At 55.6% G+C, this 21,962-nt stretch carries 21 protein-coding genes, 4 tRNA genes and 1 pseudogene; 13 read left to right on the top strand and 13 right to left on the bottom strand.

Annotated elements, in window-relative coordinates; all coding sequences use genetic code 11:
- Nucleotides 1–109 precede the first annotated feature (109 nt).
- Nucleotides 110–469 (top strand): YfeC-like transcriptional regulator, encoded by a 360-nt coding sequence (locus LRS40_RS13550; RefSeq protein ID WP_142486630.1) that lies wholly within the window; start codon nt 110–112, stop codon nt 467–469.
- A 1-nt stretch (nt 470) separates the two neighbouring features.
- Entirely contained in the window at nt 471–866 is a 396-nt protein-coding gene (locus LRS40_RS13545; RefSeq protein WP_156264312.1) for a YfeC-like transcriptional regulator, read from the top strand.
- Between the two features lie 43 nt (nt 867–909).
- On the opposite strand, the gene gltX is transcribed toward LRS40_RS13545, so the two are convergent.
- Nucleotides 910–2,325 (bottom strand): glutamate--tRNA ligase, encoded by a 1,416-nt coding sequence (gltX, locus tag LRS40_RS13540; protein ID WP_231311806.1) that lies wholly within the window; start codon nt 2,323–2,325, stop codon nt 910–912.
- Nucleotides 2,326–2,582: 257 nt separating this feature from the next.
- On the opposite strand from gltX, the gene LRS40_RS13535 reads away from it, so the two are divergent.
- From LRS40_RS13535 to LRS40_RS13520, 4 genes are all read left to right on the top strand, one after another.
- Nucleotides 2,583–2,658: transfer RNA gene (locus LRS40_RS13535), tRNA-Val, on the top strand.
- A 42-nt stretch (nt 2,659–2,700) separates the two neighbouring features.
- Nucleotides 2,701–2,776, top strand: a tRNA-Val gene (locus LRS40_RS13530).
- A 30-nt stretch (nt 2,777–2,806) separates the two neighbouring features.
- A tRNA-Val gene (locus LRS40_RS13525) sits at nt 2,807–2,882 on the top strand.
- A 4-nt stretch (nt 2,883–2,886) separates the two neighbouring features.
- Nucleotides 2,887–2,962, top strand: a tRNA-Lys gene (locus tag LRS40_RS13520).
- Between the two features lie 94 nt (nt 2,963–3,056).
- Here LRS40_RS13520 and LRS40_RS13515 read toward each other — a convergent pair.
- Nucleotides 3,057–4,287 (bottom strand): annotated as a pseudogene (locus tag LRS40_RS13515) (IS3-like element ISEc36 family transposase).
- Between the two features lie 133 nt (nt 4,288–4,420).
- On the opposite strand from LRS40_RS13515, the gene LRS40_RS13510 reads away from it, so the two are divergent.
- The gene (locus LRS40_RS13510) at nt 4,421–4,762 is read left to right on the top strand and encodes a FlxA-like family protein (RefSeq protein WP_142486632.1); all 342 of its coding nucleotides are present in this window, start codon (nt 4,421–4,423) and stop codon (nt 4,760–4,762) included.
- Here LRS40_RS13510 and LRS40_RS13505 read toward each other — a convergent pair.
- Nucleotides 4,759–5,694 carry a LysR family transcriptional regulator gene (locus LRS40_RS13505; RefSeq protein WP_142486633.1) on the bottom strand — a complete coding sequence of 312 codons (936 nt, stop codon included), beginning with the start codon at nt 5,692–5,694 and terminating at the stop codon, nt 4,759–4,761. The two genes, LRS40_RS13510 and LRS40_RS13505, sit on opposite strands and share 4 nt — an antisense overlap.
- A gap of 89 nt (nt 5,695–5,783) precedes the next feature.
- Between LRS40_RS13505 and LRS40_RS13500 the strand changes: the two genes are divergently transcribed.
- The gene (locus LRS40_RS13500) at nt 5,784–6,782 is read left to right on the top strand and encodes a bile acid:sodium symporter family protein (RefSeq protein WP_142486634.1); all 999 of its coding nucleotides are present in this window, start codon (nt 5,784–5,786) and stop codon (nt 6,780–6,782) included.
- On the opposite strand, the gene LRS40_RS13495 is transcribed toward LRS40_RS13500, so the two are convergent.
- From LRS40_RS13495 to zipA, 3 genes are all read right to left on the bottom strand, one after another.
- Nucleotides 6,779–6,994, bottom strand: coding sequence for a DUF3820 family protein (locus LRS40_RS13495; protein ID WP_231311805.1), 216 nt, complete (start codon nt 6,992–6,994; stop codon nt 6,779–6,781). The genes LRS40_RS13500 and LRS40_RS13495 overlap by 4 nt on opposite strands.
- Before the next feature lies 1 nt (nt 6,995).
- Nucleotides 6,996–9,011: an NAD-dependent DNA ligase LigA gene (ligA, locus tag LRS40_RS13490; protein ID WP_142486635.1), complete on the bottom strand. Its 2,016-nt coding sequence runs from the start codon at nt 9,009–9,011 to the stop codon at nt 6,996–6,998.
- 71 nt (nt 9,012–9,082) lie between these two features.
- Entirely contained in the window at nt 9,083–10,060 is a 978-nt protein-coding gene (gene zipA / locus LRS40_RS13485; protein WP_142486636.1) for a cell division protein ZipA, read from the bottom strand.
- 230 nt (nt 10,061–10,290) lie between these two features.
- On the opposite strand from zipA, the gene cysZ reads away from it, so the two are divergent.
- From cysZ to crr, 5 genes are all read left to right on the top strand, one after another.
- On the top strand, nt 10,291–11,052 hold the full coding sequence (gene cysZ / locus LRS40_RS13480) for a sulfate transporter CysZ (protein ID WP_231311804.1): 762 nt from the start codon (nt 10,291–10,293) through the stop codon (nt 11,050–11,052).
- A 163-nt stretch (nt 11,053–11,215) separates the two neighbouring features.
- Complete coding sequence (gene cysK, locus LRS40_RS13475) at nt 11,216–12,187, top strand: cysteine synthase A (protein ID WP_231311803.1); 972 nt, start codon at nt 11,216–11,218, stop codon at nt 12,185–12,187.
- 380 nt (nt 12,188–12,567) lie between these two features.
- On the top strand, nt 12,568–12,825 hold the full coding sequence (gene ptsH, locus LRS40_RS13470; RefSeq protein WP_000487600.1) for a phosphocarrier protein Hpr: 258 nt from the start codon (nt 12,568–12,570) through the stop codon (nt 12,823–12,825).
- A gap of 45 nt (nt 12,826–12,870) precedes the next feature.
- Nucleotides 12,871–14,598 (top strand): phosphoenolpyruvate-protein phosphotransferase PtsI, encoded by a 1,728-nt coding sequence (gene ptsI / locus LRS40_RS13465; RefSeq protein WP_142486637.1) that lies wholly within the window; start codon nt 12,871–12,873, stop codon nt 14,596–14,598.
- Nucleotides 14,599–14,641: 43 nt separating this feature from the next.
- Entirely contained in the window at nt 14,642–15,145 is a 504-nt protein-coding gene (gene crr / locus LRS40_RS13460) for a PTS glucose transporter subunit IIA (protein ID WP_231311802.1), read from the top strand.
- Nucleotides 15,146–15,193: 48 nt separating this feature from the next.
- On the opposite strand, the gene pdxK is transcribed toward crr, so the two are convergent.
- The 7 genes from pdxK to LRS40_RS13425 all read right to left on the bottom strand — a co-directional run bounded on the left by pdxK (nt 15,194) and on the right by LRS40_RS13425 (nt 21,931).
- Complete coding sequence (pdxK, locus tag LRS40_RS13455) at nt 15,194–16,030, bottom strand: pyridoxine/pyridoxal/pyridoxamine kinase (protein ID WP_231311801.1); 837 nt, start codon at nt 16,028–16,030, stop codon at nt 15,194–15,196.
- A gap of 5 nt (nt 16,031–16,035) precedes the next feature.
- Nucleotides 16,036–16,947 (bottom strand): cysteine synthase CysM, encoded by a 912-nt coding sequence (gene cysM, locus LRS40_RS13450; RefSeq protein WP_231311800.1) that lies wholly within the window; start codon nt 16,945–16,947, stop codon nt 16,036–16,038.
- Nucleotides 16,948–17,061: 114 nt separating this feature from the next.
- Nucleotides 17,062–18,156 carry a sulfate/thiosulfate ABC transporter ATP-binding protein CysA gene (gene cysA, locus LRS40_RS13445; RefSeq protein ID WP_142486640.1) on the bottom strand — a complete coding sequence of 365 codons (1,095 nt, stop codon included), beginning with the start codon at nt 18,154–18,156 and terminating at the stop codon, nt 17,062–17,064.
- Nucleotides 18,146–19,021, bottom strand: a complete 876-nt coding sequence (gene cysW / locus LRS40_RS13440; protein ID WP_142486641.1) for a sulfate/thiosulfate ABC transporter permease CysW — start codon at nt 19,019–19,021, stop codon at nt 18,146–18,148. Before cysW ends, cysA begins: the two co-directional genes overlap by 11 nt.
- Nucleotides 19,021–19,854, bottom strand: coding sequence for a sulfate/thiosulfate ABC transporter permease CysT (gene cysT, locus LRS40_RS13435; RefSeq protein ID WP_142486642.1), 834 nt, complete (start codon nt 19,852–19,854; stop codon nt 19,021–19,023). Before cysT ends, cysW begins: the two co-directional genes overlap by 1 nt.
- Nucleotides 19,854–20,870: a sulfate ABC transporter substrate-binding protein gene (locus LRS40_RS13430; RefSeq protein ID WP_231311799.1), complete on the bottom strand. Its 1,017-nt coding sequence runs from the start codon at nt 20,868–20,870 to the stop codon at nt 19,854–19,856. Before LRS40_RS13430 ends, cysT begins: the two co-directional genes overlap by 1 nt.
- A gap of 161 nt (nt 20,871–21,031) precedes the next feature.
- Nucleotides 21,032–21,931 carry a Dyp-type peroxidase gene (locus tag LRS40_RS13425; protein ID WP_231311798.1) on the bottom strand — a complete coding sequence of 300 codons (900 nt, stop codon included), beginning with the start codon at nt 21,929–21,931 and terminating at the stop codon, nt 21,032–21,034.
- Nucleotides 21,932–21,962 lie beyond the last annotated feature (31 nt).

Genomic DNA, 21,962 nt, shown 5'->3' with positions numbered 1-21,962 from the left:
TCACATTGCGAGAATGCTCGCAGTCATGAGTTAATCTTGTCACGTTTTCCAGTAAAACGGTGTTATAAAATGAACCACTCATTACCCACACTCTTACTCAGGAAATTGCATGATCAAGGAACGAATGACGCCAGAAGAGTTGGCCCGGCTCACTGGCTATAGCCGACAGACCATCAATAAATGGGTGCGTAAAGAGGGATGGTCCACATCGCCAAAACCTGGTGTTCAGGGCGGTAAAGCGCGTCTGGTCCATGTTAATGAGAAAGTACGGGAATTTATTCGCAATGCGCGTCGAGCCCCGGATGTGGCGACCTTACTGGAAGCAACCCCGGATAACTCGCTGCAGGCCCTGCTGATCACGCTGGCCAACGAAATGACACCGACAGAACAGAAACAACTTACCTCTTTATTACTCCGGGAAGGGATCACCGGATTGTTGCAACGCTTAGGGATTCGCGATCAGAACTGATATGAAAAGATTACGTAGCAAAATGACCACCGAGGAGCTGGCGGATACGCTGGGCGTCGCCAGACAGACCGTAAACCGCTGGGTGCGCAAAAATGGCTGGAAGACGGAAGGGATCAATGGCGTAAAAGGTGGGCGGGCGCGCCTTATCTATATTGATGCGCAGGTGCGTGCGCACATCATGAATATTCCCGCCATTCGTAAACGACAGGCCCTCTACCAGCTGGCAGAGAGCACGGCCAGCTACGGTGACGCCAAGCCGGTTGCCGTGCTTCCTGGGATCATCAACGCGCTGGAGAATATGACCTTAACGGAACAGGAGCGGCTTGAAACGCTGCTTACACGGGAAGGGATACAAGGTTTTCTCGTGCGGCTGAGCATTCATCAGCCTGAGAATTAAAAAACGGCAGGGAAACCTGCCGTTTTATTTTTTGACTTCCTGATTACTGCTGGCTTTCGCGCTCAGCAATAAAGTCGAGCGCTCTGTTGATACGCGCCACGCTGCGGGTTTTACCAATCGCGTGTACCGTAACGTCCAGAGCAGGAGACTGACCGGTACCGGTAACGGCTACGCGCAGCGGCATGCCAACTTTACCCATTCCGACTTCCAGCTCATCCGCTGTCGCCTGAATAGCATGATGCACATTCTCAGCGCTCCAGTCGGTAATGGCGGCCAGCTTGTCGCGAACCACTTCCAGCGGCTGACGCGCAACCGGACGCAGGTGTTTCTTCGCGGCGTCGGCATCGAACTCGTCATACTCTTCATAGAAGTAGCGGCAGTTTTCCGCGATCTCTTTCAGGGTCTTACAACGTTCACCCAGCAGTTTAATCAGGTCGGCCAGTTGAGGACCGTTGCGGGTATCGATGTTTGCCTGCTCGATGTGCCACTGCAGCTGGGTCGCAACGTACTCTGGTGGCAGAGTATTGATGTAGTGATGGTTCAGCCACAGCAGTTTATCGGTATTGAACGCACTGGCAGACTTACCCACCGCACTCAGGGTGAAGAGCTGGATCATCTCTTCACGGCTGAAGATCTCCTGATCGCCGTGGGACCAGCCCAGACGCACCAGATAGTTGAGCAGGGCTTCCGGCAGATAGCCGTCGTCACGGTACTGCATCACGCTGACTGCACCATGGCGTTTGGACAGTTTTTTACCGTCGTCGCCGTTGATCATCGACACGTGCGCGTAAACCGGAACCGGGGCATTCAGCGCTTTAAGGATGTTGATCTGACGTGGGGTGTTGTTGATATGGTCTTCGCCACGTACCACGTGGGTGATCGCCATATCCCAGTCATCGACCACGACGCAGAAGTTATAGGTTGGAGAACCGTCGGTACGGCGGATAATCAGATCGTCCAGCTCCTGGTTGCTGAATTCGATCGGGCCGCGGATCTGATCGTCAAAAATGACCGAACCTTCCTGCGGGTTTGCGAAACGTACCACGCACGGCTCGTCCGCGGCGTGATGTTGATGATCGTGGCGGCAGCGACCGTCGTAACGTGGCTTTTCATTATTTGCCATCTGCTCTTCACGCAGGGCTTCCAGACGCTCTTTCGAGCAGTAGCACTTATACGCCGTGCCCGCTTCAAGCATCTCATCAATAACCGCGTTATAGCGATCAAAACGTTTGGTCTGGAAATATGGGCCTTCATCCCACTCCAGGTTAAGCCAGTTCATACCATCCATAATGGCTTCGATTGCTTCCGGCGTGGAGCGTTCGAGATCGGTGTCTTCGATACGCAGCACAAACTCACCGCCCTGGTTGCGAGCAAACAGCCAGGAATAGAGAGCAGTACGCGCGCCGCCGACGTGCAGATAGCCGGTCGGGCTTGGCGCGAAGCGAGTTTTGATTTTCATGAAGTGGCCTTACAGTGATAAAGATGCCGACAACCGGCATATCCTGGAAACTAAAGTGGGCAATATTCTATCACTCCCGCCTGATTCCTCAATCTTGTTGCTGTCAGATCCGTATTCATAGCCGTTTTTGTTTAGAAATCATGCATCACTGGTGGTTTCGCGATCGTTTTGTTTAATTTTACGACGAACGAACAAAATCTTTAGAAAAGCCGTTGACTCATTTTCAACTCTCCCTATAATGCGACTCCACACAGCGGGGGTGATTAGCTCAGTTGGTAGAGCATCTCCTTTACACGGAGGGGGTCGGCGGTTCGAGCCCGTCATCACCCACCATCTACTTCGATAGATGCCGCAGTGTAGATAAGAATTGAGAATGGGCGATTAGCTCAGTTGGTAGAGCATCTCCTTTACACGGAGGGGGTCGGCGGTTCGAGCCCGTCATCGCCCACCATTCTCACCTTATCGATAGCAGTTCCGAAATGGGCGATTAGCTCAGTTGGTAGAGCATCTCCTTTACACGGAGGGGGTCGGCGGTTCGAGCCCGTCATCGCCCACCATTTCGGGTCGTTAGCTCAGTTGGTAGAGCAGTTGACTTTTAATCAATTGGTCGCAGGTTCGAATCCTGCACGACCCACCAATGTAAAAAAGCGCCCTAAAGGCGCTTTTTTGCTGTCTGCGATTTCTGCCAATACAGGTAGTTTCACTCAAGTCCTTCTATTCTGGATTGGCCCCTATATTTCCATACACTTTTTATCACTTAACCCATTACTGGTTCGCCGCCGCAGATATTCCCGTGGCGAACGATACCCCAGTGCACTATGCGGATGCCATTCGTTGTAATGTTCGAAGGCCTCCGCAAGGTTCTTTACCGCTGTTAACCCGTCGGGTTTCGGCATGATGCTGATGTAATCGCGCTTCATCGTTTTCACGAAGCTCTCTGCCATCCCGTTGCTTTCCGGGCTACGTACCGCCGTATGTTTAGGCTCCAGTCCTACCATTCTGGCGAACTGACGCGTCTGATAAGAACGGTAGGCTGAACCGTTGTCTGTCAGCCACTCAACGGGGGATGTCGGCAGGCTGTCACCGAAGCGACGCTCCACGGCACCCAGCATGACGTCCTGCACGGTTTCACTGTCATATCCACCGTTACTGGCCGCCCAGTAAAGTGCCTCGCGATCGCAACAGTCCAGAGCGAACGTGACCCGCAGTTTTTTTCACCGTTATCACAGCTGAACTCGAAGCCGTCAGAGCACCACCGCTGGTTACTTTCTCCAACGGCCACTTTCCCTGTATGCGCCCGCTTCGATGGCGGTATTTCCGGTTTACGCTCAAGCAGCAGCGCATTCTGACGCATGATGCGGTATACGCGTTTGGCATTGATCACCGCCATGTCGTCAGTTTCTGATTGTCTGCGCAGCAGTGCCCATACCCGACGATAACCATAGGGTGGGCAGATCGCCGATAACGGTATGGATACGGGCCAGCGCGTCAGTATCATCAGGCTTGCGCTTGCACCGACGATCCTGCCAGTCCTTCGACCGACGGGCCATGGCATGCAGTTGCGCACGTGACACCCGGAGGCAACGACTGACAAGGCTTATTCGCCATCCTCCGGCAACAAGGGCACGTGCGCTATCCACTTTTTGTCGGCCATATTCAACGGCTTCTTTTAGCAGCTCGTTTTCCATGGTTTTTCTTGCCCAACAGGCGCTGCAGCTCTTTAATTTGCTTCATCGCAGATGCCAGCTCCGACGCGGGCACAACCTGTTCTCCTGCGGCAACGGCTGTAAGGCTGCCTTCCTGATACTGCTTACGCCACAGGAACAGCTGACTGGCAGCAACGCCATGCCGACGGGCGACCAGCGACACGGTCATTCCGGGCTCAAAACTCTGCTGAACAATGGCGATTTTTTCCTGAACACTTCGCCGTCTGCGCTTCTCTGGACCTAAAACATCAATCATTCGGACTCCAACGACTAGTCTAAAAACTAGTATTAAGACTATCACTAACTTAAGTGATACCAACTGTCTGGAGATTCAGGGGGCCAGTCTATATTCCCTGCCGATATCTCTTTCTTTGGCAGAGGAAATACGCATGACCACCATCCAGGCCTCCACACCTTCCATACAAACTCAAAGCAGTGGCAGCAGCAGTTCCGGCGGCAACGATATCGCTTCTCAGATCAGCCGCATCACGGCCCAGATAACTAAACTGACCCAGCAGCTCAAAGAACTTGCCGATGGAAGCGGTAGCGCTGAGGAAAAAAAGAAACAGCAAGAGCTTATTCAGAATCAGATCGCCATGCTGGAGGCGCAGCTGGCCCAACTGCAACATCGTCAGGCTGAAGAAGCACAACAGAAACAAGAACAAAATCAGGCCAAAGCGGAAGGGATTAATACCCCTTCTGCCGATCACCAGATTGATATCTACGTTTAATGCTCCCCAGCCGTAAACAGTGGATCCCGTATGCGGGCCTCGGTCAGCCGCTGCGCCTGCATACGAACCACCTCCCACAGTGCCTGTGCCGCCCCTGACAAAGAACGGTTCTTACGCCGTACCAGCATCAGCTTACGCTCGACGATCGGCGTGAAACGTTTGACCGTTAACCGGCTCCCCTGGGGCAACGGCAGCGCCAGTGCAGGAAGTACGCTGATGCCAATCCCGGCTTCCACCATCGGAAAGAGCGTGGCGGGATGGCCGATCTCCTGCACAATCGTCGCCTTTACCTGCTGTTCTGCAAGGGCTGCATCAATAAGGGGCCGGCTGCCAGAGGCGTAATCCTGTAACACCAGCTTTGCCCCCTGCAGCGCCTGCCAGGTGACCTGCTCATGAGCGGCAAGAGGATCGTCGTCACGGCAGAGCAGTAAGAAGGGCTCCGAGAGCACCTCTTCGCACTCGAGGTCGCTGACCGGCCCCGGATCGATAACGATGCCGAAATCTACTTCCCCCTGACGGATGCTCTCCAGTACCCACTGCTGCGGTCGGTCGTGCAGCACAAAATTGATATCCGGATATTGCTGATTACTCTGCGCGATGCAGTGAGGAATGAGATGTGCCGAAATGGTCTGGCTGGCGGCGACGCGCACCGTCCCGGAGAGCTGCTGCCCTACCCGGCCCACGTCCCGCAAAGTGCTGGAGAGCTCATCGAGGATCCTTTCCAGCCGGGCCGCCAGCTGATGACCCGCCTCGGTCAGCATCACTTCCCGGGTGGTTCTGTCGATCAGCCGCACCCCGGTCTGCTGCTCCAGCTCTTTCACGCTGTGGCTGACCGCCGACTGGCTCAGGCCGATAATTTCCCCTGCACGGCTAAAACTTTTCGCCTGCGCGACGGTAACAAAAACACGCAACTGTCGTAACGAGTAATTCATCTGTTTTACTCATGAATTGATGCAATAAATCAATTTTATTTCTCAAAAGGAAGAAAGCACAATAGCGCTATCTGTTTTCAGGAGTGTTTATGAAACTTTTCCGCATTCTCGATCCGTTCACCATCACCCTTATCGTGGTTGTCCTGCTCGCCTCCTTCTTCCCCGCCGAGGGTGGCTTTGTGCCGTTTTTTGAAGGCCTTACCACCGCCGCCATCGCGCTGCTGTTTTTTATGCACGGGGCAAAGCTCTCCCGGGAAGCAATTATCTCCGGCGGTAGCCACTGGCGACTGCATCTGTGGGTAATGTGCAGCACCTTTGTCGTTTTCCCGGTGCTGGGCGTGCTCTTTGCCTGGTGGGCGCCGGTCAATGTCGATCCGGCACTGTATACCGGCTTCCTGTATCTCTGTATTTTGCCGGCTACGGTGCAGTCAGCCATCGCCTTTACCTCAATGGCGGGTGGCAACGTGGCGGCGGCCGTCTGCTCGGCGTCCGCCTCCAGCCTGCTGGGGATTTTCCTCTCGCCGCTGCTGGTTGGCCTGGTGATGGATATGCACGGGGCGGAAGGGAGTCTGGAGCAGGTGGGCAAAATCATGCTGCAGCTGCTGCTGCCGTTTGTGCTGGGACATCTTTCCCGTCCGTGGATCGGAGCCTTTGTGGCGAAGCATAAGAAGTGGATTGCCAAAACCGATCAGTCATCGATTCTGCTGGTGGTTTACTCCGCCTTCAGCGAAGCCGTAGTCAATGGCATCTGGCATAAAGTCGGGATCGGATCGCTGCTGTTTATCGTGGTGGTCAGCCTGGTGCTGCTGGCAATTATTATTGGTATCAACGTGTTTGCCGCGCGCCGCTTCGGGTTTAACAAAGCCGATGAGATCACCATTGTCTTCTGCGGTTCGAAAAAGAGCCTGGCAAACGGGATCCCGATGGCCAACATTCTGTTTCCAACCTCGGTGATTGGGATGATGGTGCTGCCGCTGATGATCTTCCACCAGCTACAGCTGATGATTTGCGCGGTCATGGCGCGTCGCTACAAACGCCAGACCGACGAGTTGCAGGCCCAGGAGCAGGCCCGCACGGCAAAAGTTTAAGGACGACGCAGGGGCTGAACCAGCTGGGTCAGCCCTTCGGTTTTAATCAGCAACGTGAGCGCCATCAGCTCGCCAGGATGCCCGGCAGGAAACTCATCCTTACGGGCAAACCACAGCAGATACTCTTCCGGCACATCAATCAATCGACGGCCTTTATACTTCCCGAAGGGCATTTCGGTATTGGCTATCTCGATAAGCTGCGCTTTATCCACTTTACTCTCCCAACAGACGCAGCATCTCTGCTTCATCAATCACGTCAATACCCAGCTCCTGAGCCTTTGCCAGCTTGGAGCCCGCCGCTTCCCCGGCAATCACCAGGTCAGTTTTCTTCGACACGCTGCCGGCCACTTTAGCCCCCAGCGCCGTCAGACGCGCTTTGGCATCATCGCGTGAAAGCTGGCTCAGGCTACCGGTCAGCACGACGGTTTTCCCGGCGAACGGGCTGTCGATCTCTTCGGCATTGATCACCTGCGGCGCCGGCCAGCGAATGCCTTCGTTAAGCAGCTGACCGATCACCTCGCGGTTGCTCTCTTCCGAGAAGAAATTAAAGACGTGAGTGGCGACCACAATGCCGACGTCCGGCACCTTTTGCAGCTCGTCAATCGTGGCCTTTTCAAGCGCCTCCAGCGTACCAAAATACGCTGCCAGCCCCGCCGCGGTCGCCTCGCCCACTTCACGGATACCCAGTGCATAGAGGAAACGGGCAAAGGTGGTGTCTTTGGATTTTTCCAGCGCGTCGGCCACGTTCTGCGCGGATTTCGGCCCCATCCGATCCAGTCCGGTCAGCTTACCCGGCGTCAGGCGGAACAGGTCAGCCGGCGTATGAACGTACTCTTTCTCAACCAGCTGATCGATGATTTTGTCACCCATGCCGTCAACGTCCATCGCCCGACGAGAGACGAAGTGCTTCAGCGACTCTTTGCGCTGAGCGCCGCAGACTAAACCGCCGGTACAGCGGGCCACAGCCTCGCCTTCAACGCGTTCAACGTCTGAGCCGCACACCGGACAGTGGGTTGGAAATTCAACCGCGCGCGTATCTTCAGGACGTTCTGACTCCACCACGTTCACCACCTGCGGGATCACGTCCCCGGCACGGCGGATAACCACCTTATCGCCAATACGCAGCCCCAGACGGTCGATCTCATCGGCGTTATGCAGGGTCGCGTTGCTGACCAGCACCCCTGCCACCTGAACGGGCTCCAGACGCGCAACCGGCGTTATTGCCCCGGTACGACCCACCTGGAACTCCACGTCGCGCACAAAGGTCATCTGCTCCTGCGCCGGGAACTTAAAGGCTACCGCCCAGCGCGGTGCACGGGCGACAAAGCCCAGCTGTTCCTGAAGCGCGAGGGAGTTAACTTTGATCACCACCCCGTCGATATCAAAGCCCAGCGTCGGACGATCTGCTTCGACCTGCCGATAAAACGCCAGTACCGCTTCCGGTGAGTCGCACAACTGCACACGGTTACTCACCGGCAGCCCCCACGCCTTAAACTGCAGCAGGCGGCCCAGATGGGTATCGGGCAGCTCACCCCCCTCCAGGATACCTACGCCATAGCAGAAGAAGGTCAGCGGGCGTTTTGCGGTAATGCGGGGATCCAGCTGGCGCAACGACCCTGCCGCAGCATTGCGTGGGTTGGCGAAGATTTTGCCACCGGTGCGGCGCGCCTCTTCGTTAATTTTTTCAAAGCCCGCCTGCGGCAGGAACACTTCCCCGCGCACTTCCAGACGTGCCGGAATGTTCTCACCATGCAGCTTAAGCGGGATAGCGCGGATGGTGCGCACGTTGGTGGTAATGTCCTCGCCGGTGGTGCCGTCGCCGCGAGTGGCGGCCCGGGTCATCACACCGTTTTCATACAGAATGCTGACGGCAAGACCATCCAGCTTCAGCTCGCAGCACCAGCTCAGGGCATCGGTCTGCTTCAGGCGATCCTGGACGCGTTTGTTGAAGGCGAGGAAGCTCTCTTCGTCGAACACGTTATCCAGCGACAGCATCGGCACTTCATGACGCACCTGGCTGAAAAAGGCCAGCGGCGCGGCGCCGACACGCTGAGTCGGTGAGTCCGGGGTAATTAAATCGGGACGCTGCGCTTCAAGCTCGCGCAGTTCACGCATCAAACGGTCATATTCCGCGTCCGGCACTTCGGGCGCATCCATCACATGATAAAGATATTCATGGTGGCGAAGCGTGGTTCGCAGTTCGGTAAGTTGTTGTTCGATTGAGTCCATGTGTCGCACCATTAATGAGAAAAACCCCCGACATGCGGGGGTTGAAGAGGTGTGAAACAAAACGCGGAAATTTACGCGTTAGCTTCTTTAACTTCGCGGATGCGGTCCTGATACTCGCGCAGTTTCTGCGGCGTCATCATTCGACGCTGATCGTCGAGCACCATACCACCGACTTCGTCCGCGATATGCTGGGCAGACTGCAGCATCAGCTTGAAGTTTTGCAGTTCATCGCCATAAGACGGCACCTGCATAAAGATGGTAATGCCCGGGGTAGTGAAATCACCGGTCATCTCCGGATCAAAGGTTCCAGGGTTAACCATATTCGCCAGGCTGAACAGCGATGGGCCGCTTCCGTCCGGGCTCAGATGGCGATGGAAGATGTTCATATCGCCATATTTGAAGCCCGCCTGGTGGATGCTGTTAAGCAGCACTTCGCCATTGATGGTCGTGCCCTGGTGGGCCGCCACGCTCATGACAATAACCGTCTCTTTGCGCTGCGGCTTTTCAACCACTGGCGCAGCTTCAACTACCGGTTCCGGCTCGACAACAGGTGCAGGTGCAGGGGCCGGCTGCGGTTGCGGCGCTGGTGCGACAGGCTGAGGTGCCTGCTGCACCACCGGCTGCGGTTCAGGCTGAGCGGCATACTGGGGTTGCTGCACAGGTTGCTGGCGCACAGGCTCATGCTGCTGCGGTTGCGGCTGGTGTACCGGCTCGACCACCGGCTGCGGTGCAGCAGGACGTGGCTGAGCAGATGCGTAAGGCGGCTGGTACTGATGCTGCGGAGGCTGACGAGGCGCTTCTTGCTCCCCATGGCCTGCGCCGGGCGCAGTATTGGCCCGATGAACGCGTACTTCACCCACACCCTCGTCTTCCGTTTCTTCGATATCGTCATCGCTATCGTCGTCACGAGTAGACTTCATGCGCTTCAGTGGGCGATCGCGAAACATAGAAGAGCGCTCTTTACGGCTGGTCCAGAAACCATGTACCAGTAAAGCGATTATGGCGATCGCGCCAACAATGATTAATATCAGACGCAAATCCTGCATCATTATATTCTCTGTTGTTCTAACACCTTGCCACCACGGCAAACATTTACTCACTAAGAGTATTTGCCGATTACGTCAAGTGCAAGTGTATGGGGAGCATTCGCAGCATAAAGATGAACTAAATCGTGCTTTTTGCTGTTTTTTCGAACATTTCCGAACTGGTCAACGCGCCGCAACTGGCTAATATAGGCAGGCAATTTCACTGGTTGTGATAAAAGGAGCCCAACCTGGTTATGGTTTCATCAACATCTTCCCCTCCCCGCAGCGGCGTCTGGTACTTTTCTCAGGGCTGGAAACTGGTTTCGCTGCCGGGTATCCGGCGCTTTGTGATCCTCCCGCTGCTGATTAACATTTTGCTGATGGGGGGTGCCTTCTGGTGGCTGTTTACCCGCCTGGACACCTGGATCCCGGCGCTCATGAGCCACGTTCCCGACTGGCTGCAGTGGCTGAGCTATCTGCTGTGGCCCGTGGCGATCGTTTCGGTGCTGCTGGTGTTTGGCTACTTTTTCTCAACCCTGGCTAACTGGATAGCCGCGCCCTTTAACGGCCTGCTGGCTGAACAGCTGGAAGCGCGGCTGACGGGCGCTACGCCGCCGGACACCGGCGTTCTGGGCATCATGAAAGATCTGCCGCGCATTATGAAACGTGAATGGCAGAAGTTCGCCTGGTACCTGCCCCGCGCTATCGTGCTGCTGATCCTCTACTTTATTCCGGGGATCGGGCAGACGGTTGCCCCGGTGCTATGGTTCCTGTTCAGCGCGTGGATGCTGGCGATCCAGTATTGCGACTACCCGTTCGATAACCACAAAGTCCCGTTTAAAGAGATGCGTACCGCCCTGCGTGCCCGCAAAATGACCAATATGCAGTTTGGCACGCTGACCAGCCTGTTCACCATGATCCCGTTCCTGAACCTGTTCATCATGCCGGTTGCGGTTTGCGGCGCAACGGCGATGTGGGTTGACTGTTACCGTGATAAACACGCGTTATGGAAATAATGCAAAAATGTGTAAACGAGGGATGGCTTATGCCATCCCTTATTCCATACTGATCCCCATTATTTCCACGCAGCATATAGATATGCGAATTCCTTACTTCCCCATACTTATTCAACAGGTATGCTGGGTCGGTATCCCAATTTCAAACAGTTAAGGACAGGCCATGAGTAAGATTTTTGAAGACAACTCGCTGACTATCGGTCACACGCCCCTGGTTCGACTGAACCGTATCGGTAATGGACGCATCCTGGCGAAGGTAGAATCTCGTAACCCAAGCTTCAGCGTAAAATGCCGTATCGGTGCCAATATGATTTGGGATGCGGAAAAGCGTGGCGTGTTGAGACCTGGCGTTGAGCTGGTTGAGCCAACCAGCGGTAACACCGGTATTGCTCTGGCCTACGTGGCCGCCGCGCGCGGTTACAAGCTGACGCTGACCATGCCGGAAACCATGAGTATTGAACGTCGCAAGCTGCTGAAGGCGCTGGGTGCGAACCTGGTGTTAACTGAAGGCGCAAAAGGGATGAAGGGCGCTATCCAGAAAGCTGAAGAGATTGTTGCCAGCGATCCGGCTAAATATCTGCTGCTCCAGCAGTTCAGCAACCCGGCTAACCCGGAAATTCACGAGAAGACCACCGGCCCGGAGATCTGGGAAGATACTGACGGTCAGGTTGATGTCTTTATTTCAGGTGTGGGTACCGGCGGTACGCTCACCGGCGTGTCTCGCTATATTAAAGGCACAAAAGGTAAAAAAGATCTGATTACCGTTGCCGTTGAGCCAACAGACTCCCCGGTGATTGCCCAGGCGCTGGCAGGTGAAGAGCTGAAACCAGGCCCGCATAAAATTCAGGGTATCGGCGCAGGCTTCATTCCGGGCAACCTGGATCTGAAACTGATTGATAAAGTGGTGGCTATCACCAACGATGAAGCCATCTCTACCGCCCGTCGTCTGATGGAAGAAGAAGGTATTCTGGCCGGTATCTCTTCCGGTGCTGCTGTAGCCGCGGCGCTGCAATTACTCGAAGATGAAACCTTTACCAATAAGAATATCGTGGTTATTCTTCCATCGTCGGGTGAGCGTTATTTAAGTACTGCACTGTTTGCCGATCTCTTCACAGAGAAAGAACTGCAACAGTAGTGCCAGAATGTAAATATCGCGTAAAAAAGCACCCATTCGGGTGCTTTTTTGTGGCCTGCTTCAAAGTTTTATCTCGTCTGGCATTGCTTCACCCTGTTAGCTCTGGTATTTAAGCTGACAATTATTTTGAAGCTCGAAATTAATCGATACACGAATTCCCGCTGCTGAATCGATTTTATGATTTGGTTCAAGTCTTGCTTTCGCGGCATAATGTTTAATGTCGAACGAGACGTCAGCAGCCTGACATGCCAGTACCGGAAATACGTTTGACACATCTGTGCCTCGTGCCGTTAAGCCGGTGCTAACAATACAGGCTAAAGTCCTGCCGCCAGGCTAGACTTTAGTTCCACAACACTAAACCAATAAGTTGGGGAAATACAATGTTCCAGCAAGAAGTTACCATTACCGCTCCGAACGGTCTGCACACCCGCCCTGCTGCTCAGTTTGTTAAAGAAGCGAAAGGCTTCACTTCTGAGATCACTGTGACTTCCAACGGCAAAAGCGCCAGCGCAAAAAGCCTGTTCAAACTGCAGACTCTGGGTCTGACTCAGGGCACTGTTGTGACCATCTCCGCTGAAGGCGAAGACGAGCAGAAAGCAGTTGAGCATCTGGTAAAACTGATGGCTGAGCTCGAGTAAGTTTCCGGGTTCTTTGTAAAAATCAGTCACAAGTAAGGTAGGGTTATGATTTCAGGCATTTTAGCATCCCCGGGTATCGCTTTCGGCAAAGCACTGCTGCTGAAAGAAGACGAGATCGTCATCGACCGGAAAAAAATTTCTGCTGATAAGGTAAATCAGGAAGTTGAGCGTTTTCTGAGTGGCCGTGCAAAAGCATCTGCGCAGCTGGAAACGATCAAAACTAAAGCTGGCGAAACTTTCGGTGAAGAAAAAGAAGCCATCTTCGAAGGGCACATCATGTTGCTCGAAGATGAGGAGCTGGAGCAGGAAATCATAGCCCTGATTAAAGATAAAGGCATGACGGCCGATGCGGCTGCACATGAAGTTATCGAAGGTCAAGCGACTGCCCTGGAAGAGCTGGACGATGAGTACCTGAAAGAACGTGCGGCTGACGTGCGTGATATCGGTAAGCGCCTGCTGCGCAACATCCTCGGCCTGGCCATCATCGATCTGAGCGCGATTCAGGACGAAGTGATCCTGGTTGCTGCTGACCTGACCCCGTCAGAAACCGCACAGCTGAACCTGAACAAGGTGCTAGGTTTCATCACTGACGCCGGCGGACGTACCTCCCACACCTCTATCATGGCGCGTTCTCTGGAACTGCCTGCCATCGTGGGTACCGGTAGCGTGACCGCACAGGTTAAAAACGACGACTATCTGATTCTGGATGCCGTAAACAATCTGGTTTACGTCAACCCAACCAACGACCAAATTGAACAGCTGCGTGCCGTTCAGGAACAGGTTGCGACCGAGAAAGCCGAACTGGCAAAACTGAAAGATCTGCCGGCAATTACGCTGGATGGTCATCAGGTTGAAGTTTGTGCCAACATCGGCACCGTACGCGACGTTGATGGCGCAGAGCGCAACGGCGCGGAAGGTGTAGGCCTGTACCGTACCGAATTCCTGTTCATGGACCGTGACGCCCTGCCAACCGAAGAAGAGCAGTTTGCTGCTTACAAAGCGGTAGCTGAAGCCTGTGGCTCACAGGCGGTTATCGTCCGTACCATGGACATCGGTGGAGACAAAGAGCTGCCGTACATGAACTTCCCGAAAGAAGAGAACCCGTTCCTGGGCTGGCGTGCGGTGCGTATCGCCATGGATCGTAAAGAGATCCTGCGCGACCAGGTTCGCGCCATCCTGCGTGCTTCCGCTTTCGGTAAACTGCGCATCATGTTCCCGATGATCATCTCTGTTGAAGAAGTGCGTGCACTGAAGAAAGAGATCGAAATCTACAAACAGGAACTGCGCGACGAAGGTAAAGCCTTCGACGAAGCTATCGAAGTTGGCGTCATGGTGGAAACCCCAGCCGCAGCGACGATTGCCCGTCACTTAGCGAAAGAAGTCGATTTCTTTAGTATTGGTACCAACGATTTAACCCAGTACACTCTGGCAGTTGACCGTGGTAATGATATGATTTCACATCTTTACCAGCCAATGTCACCGTCCGTGCTGACGCTTATCAAGCAAGTTATTGATGCTTCTCATGCCGAAGGCAAATGGACTGGCATGTGTGGTGAGCTTGCAGGCGACGAACGTGCTACACTTCTGTTGCTGGGTATGGGTCTGGACGAGTTCTCTATGAGCGCCATTTCCATCCCGCGCATCAAGAAGATTATCCGTAACACGAACTTCGAAGATGCGAAGGTATTAGCAGAGCAGGCTCTTGCTCAACCGACAACGGACGAGTTAATGACGCTGGTTAACAAGTTCATTGAAGAAAAAACAATCTGCTAATCCACGAGATGCGGCCCAATTTACTGCTTAGGAGAGATGGCTAATGGGGTTATTTAGTAAACTGTTCGGTGACAAAGGCAACAGCGGCACCGGAACTATTGAGATTGTTGCTCCGCTGTCTGGTGAAATCGTCAACATCGAAGACGTGCCGGATGTCGTGTTTGCAGAGAAAATTGTTGGTGATGGCATTGCTATCAAACCGACCGGTAACAAAATGGTTGCGCCGGTTGATGGTACCATCGGTAAGATTTTTGAAACCAACCACGCATTTTCTATCGAATCTGATAGCGGTATTGAGCTGTTCGTTCACTTCGGTATCGACACCGTCGAGCTGAAAGGCGAAGGCTTCAAGCGTATCGCTGAAGAAGGCCAGCGCGTTAAAGTTGGCGACCCGGTTATTGAATTCGATCTGCCACTGCTGGAAGAGAAAGCCAAGTCTACCCTGACTCCGGTTGTTATCTCCAACATGGACGAAATCAAAGAACTGATCAAACTGTCCGGCAGCGTTACCGTGGGTGAAACCCCGGTTATCCGCATCAAGAAGTAATTTCTTGCCGCACAGAAAAATGGCGCCTTCGGGCGCCATTTTTGTTTGTCAGGCCGGCAGAACCAGCTCGTCGTACCCTTTCTCCTGGGTGTGCTGCATCACCTGCGTTACCCGATCCCCTGCCCGGCTTATCGCTGCGGCCACGCTTTCGCGCTGCACCAGGGCGCTCACCAGCTCAGAGCAGAACAGATCCCCGGTACCTTTCAGATCGGCTTTAATGCGCGGGTGGGCGCTGACCGTCACGTTGTCGTGTGAAACCAGCACCACGTGGATGCTGTCAGCATCACCGGCAACCGGCGCGCTGGTGATCGCCACCCACTGTAACGTATCGGATAACAGGCCTTTGGCGGCGGCAATGGCGCTGGCATTGTCCCGGCACGACTTACCGCTGAGAACTTCCAGTTCGTAGACGTTCGGCGTAATTCCCTGCGCCAGCGGTAGCAGGTGCTGCCGGTAAGCTTCCGGGATCTCTGGTTTGACGTAGGTTCCGCTGTCGGTGTCACCAATCACCGGGTCCACTAGGATCAGCAGATCGGGATGCTGCGCCTTGACCGCACCCAGCCACTCCGCCAGCAGGGCAATCTGGCTCGCGCTGCCCATATAGCCGGTAGTGACTGCTTTCAGCTCACGCAGCACATCGCGCTCGCCCAGCGCTTTCAGGTAGCCGATGAACCACTCGTCGGGGATCACCCCGCCATAAAAAGTGTCGTAGTGCGGGGTATTGCTGAACAGCACCGTCGGTATCGCCGTCACGTTGAGGTGATGCTGGCGAATATTGGGCACCGCAATGCTGTTACCGACGCTGCCGTACACCACCTGCGACTGCACCGCCACAATGTCGGTCTGCTGCGCCCGGGTTTTGTCCCGGAATAAAATCATTTCCATAGCGTTTAGATCCCTGCGCCCTGCGCATAGCTCTCCTCACCAAACACGCCGGTAGACAGATAGCGATCGCCGCGATCGCAAATAATCGCCACCACCACCGCCCCCGGCGTTGCCGCGGCTACCCGCAGAGCGCCGGCTACCGCGCCGCCAGAACTGACGCCGCAGAAAACCCCTTCGCGCACGGCCAGTTCACGCATGGTATTTTCCGCCTCGCGCTGATGAATATCCAGCACCTGATCCACAAGCGAGGCATTAAAAATGCCCGGCATGTACTCCGCAGGCCAGCGGCGAATACCCGGAATGCTGCTGCCCTCTTCGGGCTGCAAACCAACAATGGTAACCGCCTTATCCTGCTCGCGCAGAAAGCGGGAGACGCCGCTGATGGTGCCGGTGGTGCCCATACTGGAGACGAAATGGGTGATGCGGCCCCCGGTCTGCTGCCAGATTTCCGGGCCGGTGGTGGTGTAGTGCGCATAAGGGTTATCGGGGTTGTTGAACTGATCCAGCAGCCTGCCTTCTCCCCGGTTCGCCATCTCGAGGGCCAGATCGCGGGCCCCTTCCATCCCCTGCTCTTTACTGACCAGAATTAACTCGGCGCCATAGGCCAGCATTGCGGCACGGCGCTCCTGGCTCATGTTATCCGGCATCAGCAGCTTCATGCGATAGCCTTTGAGAGCAGCAATCATCGCCAGCGCAATGCCGGTGTTACCGCTGGTCGCCTCGATCAGCACATCGCCGGGTTTGATTTCGCCGCGCTTTTCCGCCTGAACGATCATCGACAGCGCGGCGCGGTCTTTGACCGATCCCGCCGGATTATTGCCTTCCAGTTTGATCCAGATTTCGCTGCCGTTGTCCGGTCCCATGCGCTGCAGTTTGATCAGAGGGGTGTTGCCGATGGTTTGTTCTAATGTGTTCATGATCGCTGTCCAATAAAAAGCCCGGTGGCGCTTACGCTTACCGGGCCTACAGAGAGCATATGGTAGGCCGGGTAAGCGCAGCGCCACCCGGCAAAACTACGTGGGCTTAACCTATCAGGCAGATTCCGCCAGAGCAAGATCTCCACGCGTCTCGATACGATCCTTATCGTGATAAATGCGCGCATGTTGCAGCCCGACAAACAGACGTTCGCCGCGGTATGGCGGCTCCTCGTCGCGCATGACCACCGTCAACGGTTCGTTGTACCAGCCCAGCGGCTGCACGACCAGCTGGGTGTAGTGGCCTTTTGGACTGGCTTCCAGCACCTGTACCGGCAGCGGGGAATCCAGACTGGTGCGACGGCTGACGTCCACTTCCCACGGGCGCAGGAAGAGATCCACCGGCCCCTGATAGCCAGGCGTGTAACCCAGCGGCCAGCGATGGGCGCCAACGTGGAACTGACCGCCGCGAATATGGCCGTGCAGACGGTTCACTTCGCCCATAAACTCCAGCACAAAGCGGGTAGCCGGTTCGCGCCAGAGGTGCTCTGGCTCATCAACCTGCTCGATATTCCCCTGGCTCATCACCACTACCCGGTCGGCCACTTCCATCGCTTCTTCCTGATCGTGGGTGACGAAGACGCTGGTGAATTTCAGCTCTTCATGCAGCTGACGCAGCCAGCGACGCAGCTCTTTACGCACCTGCGCATCCAGCGCGCCGAAGGGTTCATCCAGCAGCAGGATCTGCGGCTCAACCGCCAGGGCACGGGCCAGCGCCACGCGCTGTTTCTGTCCACCGGAGAGCTGGGCCGGATAACGGTCCGCCAGGTGTGCCAACTGCACCATCTCCAACAGTTTGGTCACTTTCGCTTTGATGGTAGCGGCGTTTGGGCGTTCACGACGCGGCAGTACCGTCAGGCCGAAGGCGATGTTGTCGAACACCGTCATATGGCGGAACAGGGCGTAATGCTGGAACACGAAGCCCACCTTACGATCGCGTGCATGCAGGCGGCTGACGTCGGTACCGTGGAAGCGAATATGCCCGCTGGTCTGATGCTCCAGACCGGCAATAATACGCAGCAGCGTGGTTTTACCGGAGCCAGACGGCCCCAGCAGCGCCACCATTTGTCCGGAAGGGATATCCAGCGAGATATCGTTCAGCACCTGGGTGCGACCAAAGGACTTCTTAATATTGGCAATCTCAATGCTCATGATTTCCCTCCTGATGCTGGCGTTTGGCCTGATTTTCTAAACGCCACTGCACCATACTCTTTAAAAACAGGGTCAAAATAGCCATCAGCGTCAGCAGGGCTGCGGCGGTAAAGGAACCGACGGTGTTATAGTCCTGCTCCAGCAATTCAATTTGTAACGGCAGCGACAGGGTTTCGCCGCGGATCGAGCCGGAAACCACCGACACCGCGCCAAACTCACCAATCGCGCGGGCGTTGGTCAGCACCACGCCATACAGCAGCGCCCAGCGGATGTTGGGCAGCGTCACGCGACGGAACATCTGCCAGCCGGATGCGCCCAGCAGTACCGCCGCTTCGTCTTCATGGCTGCCCTGGCTGAGCATCACCGGCACCAGCTCGCGCACCACAAACGGACAGGTCACAAACACCGTCACCAGCACCATGCCCGGCCAGGCGAACATGATCTGTAAGTTATGTTCATCCAGCCAGCCGCCCAGCGGGCCGTTGGAGCCGTAGAACAGCAGATAGACCAGACCGGCCACCACCGGCGACACCGCAAACGGAATATCCAGCAGGGTCAGCAGCAGCTGGCGGCCCGGGAAGTTAAAGCGCGTCACCAGCCAGGCCAGCAAAACGCCGAAAACCAGGTTCACCGGCACGGTAATCAGGGCAATCATTACCGTCAGCCAGATGGCATGCAGCATGTCCGGATCGGCCAGATTTTGCAGCGCGGGCATGATCCCTTTGCTGAACGCCTGGACAAAGATGTACACCATAGGCACAACGAGAATAAAGGCGGACACCAGCACGCCCGTCCCTATCAGGAACCATTTCCCCCAGTTAATACGGGGCGCGTCGTAGCGTTTCAATTCAGTAACTTCCGCCATCAGTGACCTACCACGCGTCGACCAAAGCGACTTTGCAGAGTGTTAATTGAGAACAGCAGCAGCAGCGAGGCCGCCAGGATCACCGAGGCAATCGCGCTTGCCGCCGGGTAATCAAACTCCTGCAACCGGATAAAAATCATCAACGAGGTGACTTCCGTTTTCCACGCGATATTACCGGCGATAAAAATCACCGCGCCAAATTCACCGAGGCTGCGGGTAAACGACAGCGCTACGCCCGCCAGCAGCGCGGGAGAGAGCTCCGGCATGACCACTTTGCAGAAGCTCTGCCAGCGCGTCGCGCCGAGGGTTTCTGCCGCCTCTTCGTATTCCGGACCCAACTCCTCCAGCACCGGCTGCACGGTACGCACCACAAACGGGATGCTGGTAAAGGCCATCGCCACCGCAATGCCAAGCCAGGTATAGGTCACTTTGATATCAAACTTCGCCAGCCACTCGCCGTAAAGCCCGTTCACCGAGAACAGCGAGGCCAGGGTTAAACCGGCCACGGCGGTAGGCAGCGCAAACGGCAGATCCATCAGCGCATCCAGCAGCGTGCGGCCCGGGAAGCGGTAGCGGGTTAAGATCCACGCCATCAGCAGGCCGAACACGCCGTTGAAGATGGAGGCGACAAACGCCGACAGCAGCGTCACCTTATAGGCCGCCACCACCTGCGGGTTGCTGATCACCTCCCAGTACTGGGACCAGCTCATCTCAGAGAGCTGGACCACCAGCGCACTGAGCGGTAACAACAAAATCAGACAGACGAACAGCAGGCTGGTCCCGAGGCTTAAGGTAAAGCCCGGCAGCACACGTCTGGAGGAAACTGCAAACATTACTTACGCCCCGCCGCCAACAATTTGTCCAACTCACCGCCGCTGGCGAAGTGCGTTTTCATCACCTCAGGCCAGGAGCCAAAATGGTCTTCCACGCGGAACAGCTCGGTCTGCGGGAACTTATCTTTCAGCTTGTTCATCACGTCCGGGTTATTCACGCGATAGTAGTAATCGGTGATCACGGTCTGCGCCTGCGGGCTGTAGAGATAGTTGAGATAGGCTTTTGCCGCCTTCTCAGTGTCGTTTGCCTGCACGTTTTTATCCACCCAGGCGACCGGGAACTCCGCCAGCACGTTGGTTTTTGGGATAACCACTTCGAAGCCCTGCGCTTCATACTGTTTGCGAATGTTGTTCACTTCCGATTCAAAGCTGATCAGCACATCGCCCAGACCGCGCTCGGCGAAGGTGGTGGTCGCGCCGCGTCCGCCGGTATCAAACACTTCGACGTTTTTCAGGAACTGGGTCATGAACTGCTCGGTTTTGGCCTTATCATCACCGTCAGCTTTATCCGCAGCCCCCCAGGCGGCCAGATAGGTATAGCGGGCGTTGCCGGAGGTTTTCGGGTTCGGGAAAATCAGCTTCACGTCAGAACGCACGAGGTCGTTCCAGTCATGAATGTTCTTCGGGTTTCCCTTACGCACCAGGAAGCCCATGGTGGAGTAGAACGGCGAGCTGTTATTGGGCAGACGGCTCTGCCAGTCGGCCGGGAGCAGCTTGCCTTTGTCGTGCAGGATCTGCACGTCGGTAATCTGGTTGTAGGTCACCACATCTGCTTTCAGCCCCTGCAGGATCGCCAGCGCCTGTTTGGACGAACCGGCGTGAGACTGTTTGATGGTCAGCTTGTCGCCGTTATTATCCTTCGCCCACTGCTGTTCAAACGGCGGGTTCAGGGCGGCAAACAGCTCGCGGGAGACGTCGTAAGAGCTGTTCAGCAGCTCGGTTGCCTGCGCCTGAGCGACCAGCAACACTGAAGCTGCCAGCACCAGAGATCCTTTTTTCAGTACAGTAACGGCCATTGCGCACCCTAAGAGTTGTGATGATTTTCTTAGGGTCATCATATTTATAACGAGTACTAAAGGAGTAACGGTTTTATATACCGTTTGGTGATTTAGAAGCAGAAAAGGGAATAAGGCATTACTCCCCTCTCCCCTGTGGGGAGAGGGTCAGGCTGAGGGAATTACAGTGCAAGCAGACGCTCAACGGACGGCGCAAAGTAGTAGCCGCCGGTGACCGGCTTAGTGAAGCGCAGCATGGCGTCACGCTTGCCGTCGGTATCCCCGAACATGCTCAGCAGCTGCTGTTCGATGTTATACAGACGCGCACAGTAGGCGCAGAAGTAGAGACCGTGCGTACCGCTGGCGGTGCCGTACGGCAGGCTCTGGCGCACAATCTTCAGCCCTTTGCCGTCTTCTTTCAGATCCACACGGCTCAGGTGCGAGGTCGCCGGACGGTCATCGCCGTCAATCTCCTCGTTGGCCTCTTTGGTGCGGCCAATCATCATCTCCTGATCGTGTACGCTCATACGGTTAAGCTGTTTGAGGTTGTGCTCCCAGCGCTGGACGAACACGTAGCTGCCGCCCGCGTCCACGCCCTCTTTGATGACCGCCACGTCACGACGGACCTCATCCCCTGCCGGGTTTTCGGTGCCGTCAACGAAGCCGCTCAGATCGCGCTCTTCCACCCAGCGGAAACCGTGGATCTCTTCTGTCACTTCGACGCAATCGCCAAAGGCGGCCATTGCGGCCTGGGCAATGGAGAAGTTCACATCGTGACGCAGGGAGAGAATATGGATCAGCACGTCATACTGGGTGGCCGGGGCCAGACCTTTGCCGTAAGGGACAAAGTCTTTCAGCTCTTCGGCCCCTTCCCCACCGCTCAGCTTACGCCAGACGTTGTGGCCGAACGCCACCACCGCGCCGCAGTGGGCATCCGGGAATTTGACCTGGAAGGTGGCCAGTTTATCGATAAAAACTTTGCTGGCCGCACGCAGGGCATCAATATCCCCTTTGACATTGGCTTCGATCCAAATCGCCGCGCGGCAATGTTCTGGCAAAATGCCACTCTGAACCTGAGACATCGCTCCTCCTGAAAAAAAAGATGCCACGACG

Origin of the sequence: Leclercia sp. G3L, from assembly GCF_021117075.1 — a bacterium.
Lineage (GTDB): Bacteria > Pseudomonadota > Gammaproteobacteria > Enterobacterales > Enterobacteriaceae > Enterobacter > Enterobacter adecarboxylatus_C.
Note: the sequence above shows the minus strand (reverse complement) of the source record. Positions and strands in the feature narration are given on the sequence as shown.

Bases quoted from the DNA above. Each gene is read 5' to 3' on its own strand.
- LRS40_RS13550 (WP_142486630.1), top strand. From the start codon at position 110: ATGATCAAGGAACGAATGACGCCAGAAGAGTTGGCCCGGCTCACTGGC.
- LRS40_RS13545 (WP_156264312.1), top strand. From the start codon at position 471: ATGAAAAGATTACGTAGCAAAATGACCACCGAGGAGCTGGCGGATACG.
- gltX (WP_231311806.1), bottom strand. From the start codon at position 2,325: ATGAAAATCAAAACTCGCTTCGCGCCAAGCCCGACCGGCTATCTGCAC.
- LRS40_RS13510 (WP_142486632.1), top strand. From the start codon at position 4,421: ATGACCACCATCCAGGCCTCCACACCTTCCATACAAACTCAAAGCAGT.
- LRS40_RS13505 (WP_142486633.1), bottom strand. From the start codon at position 5,694: ATGAATTACTCGTTACGACAGTTGCGTGTTTTTGTTACCGTCGCGCAG.
- LRS40_RS13500 (WP_142486634.1), top strand. From the start codon at position 5,784: ATGAAACTTTTCCGCATTCTCGATCCGTTCACCATCACCCTTATCGTG.
- ligA (WP_142486635.1), bottom strand. From the start codon at position 9,011: ATGGACTCAATCGAACAACAACTTACCGAACTGCGAACCACGCTTCGC.
- zipA (WP_142486636.1), bottom strand. From the start codon at position 10,060: ATGATGCAGGATTTGCGTCTGATATTAATCATTGTTGGCGCGATCGCC.
- cysZ (WP_231311804.1), top strand. From the start codon at position 10,291: ATGGTTTCATCAACATCTTCCCCTCCCCGCAGCGGCGTCTGGTACTTT.
- cysK (WP_231311803.1), top strand. From the start codon at position 11,216: ATGAGTAAGATTTTTGAAGACAACTCGCTGACTATCGGTCACACGCCC.
- ptsH (WP_000487600.1), top strand. From the start codon at position 12,568: ATGTTCCAGCAAGAAGTTACCATTACCGCTCCGAACGGTCTGCACACC.
- ptsI (WP_142486637.1), top strand. From the start codon at position 12,871: ATGATTTCAGGCATTTTAGCATCCCCGGGTATCGCTTTCGGCAAAGCA.
- crr (WP_231311802.1), top strand. From the start codon at position 14,642: ATGGGGTTATTTAGTAAACTGTTCGGTGACAAAGGCAACAGCGGCACC.
- pdxK (WP_231311801.1), bottom strand. From the start codon at position 16,030: ATGGAAATGATTTTATTCCGGGACAAAACCCGGGCGCAGCAGACCGAC.
- cysM (WP_231311800.1), bottom strand. From the start codon at position 16,947: ATGAACACATTAGAACAAACCATCGGCAACACCCCTCTGATCAAACTG.
- cysA (WP_142486640.1), bottom strand. From the start codon at position 18,156: ATGAGCATTGAGATTGCCAATATTAAGAAGTCCTTTGGTCGCACCCAG.
- cysW (WP_142486641.1), bottom strand. From the start codon at position 19,021: ATGGCGGAAGTTACTGAATTGAAACGCTACGACGCGCCCCGTATTAAC.
- cysT (WP_142486642.1), bottom strand. From the start codon at position 19,854: ATGTTTGCAGTTTCCTCCAGACGTGTGCTGCCGGGCTTTACCTTAAGC.
- LRS40_RS13430 (WP_231311799.1), bottom strand. From the start codon at position 20,870: ATGGCCGTTACTGTACTGAAAAAAGGATCTCTGGTGCTGGCAGCTTCA.
- LRS40_RS13425 (WP_231311798.1), bottom strand. From the start codon at position 21,931: ATGTCTCAGGTTCAGAGTGGCATTTTGCCAGAACATTGCCGCGCGGCG.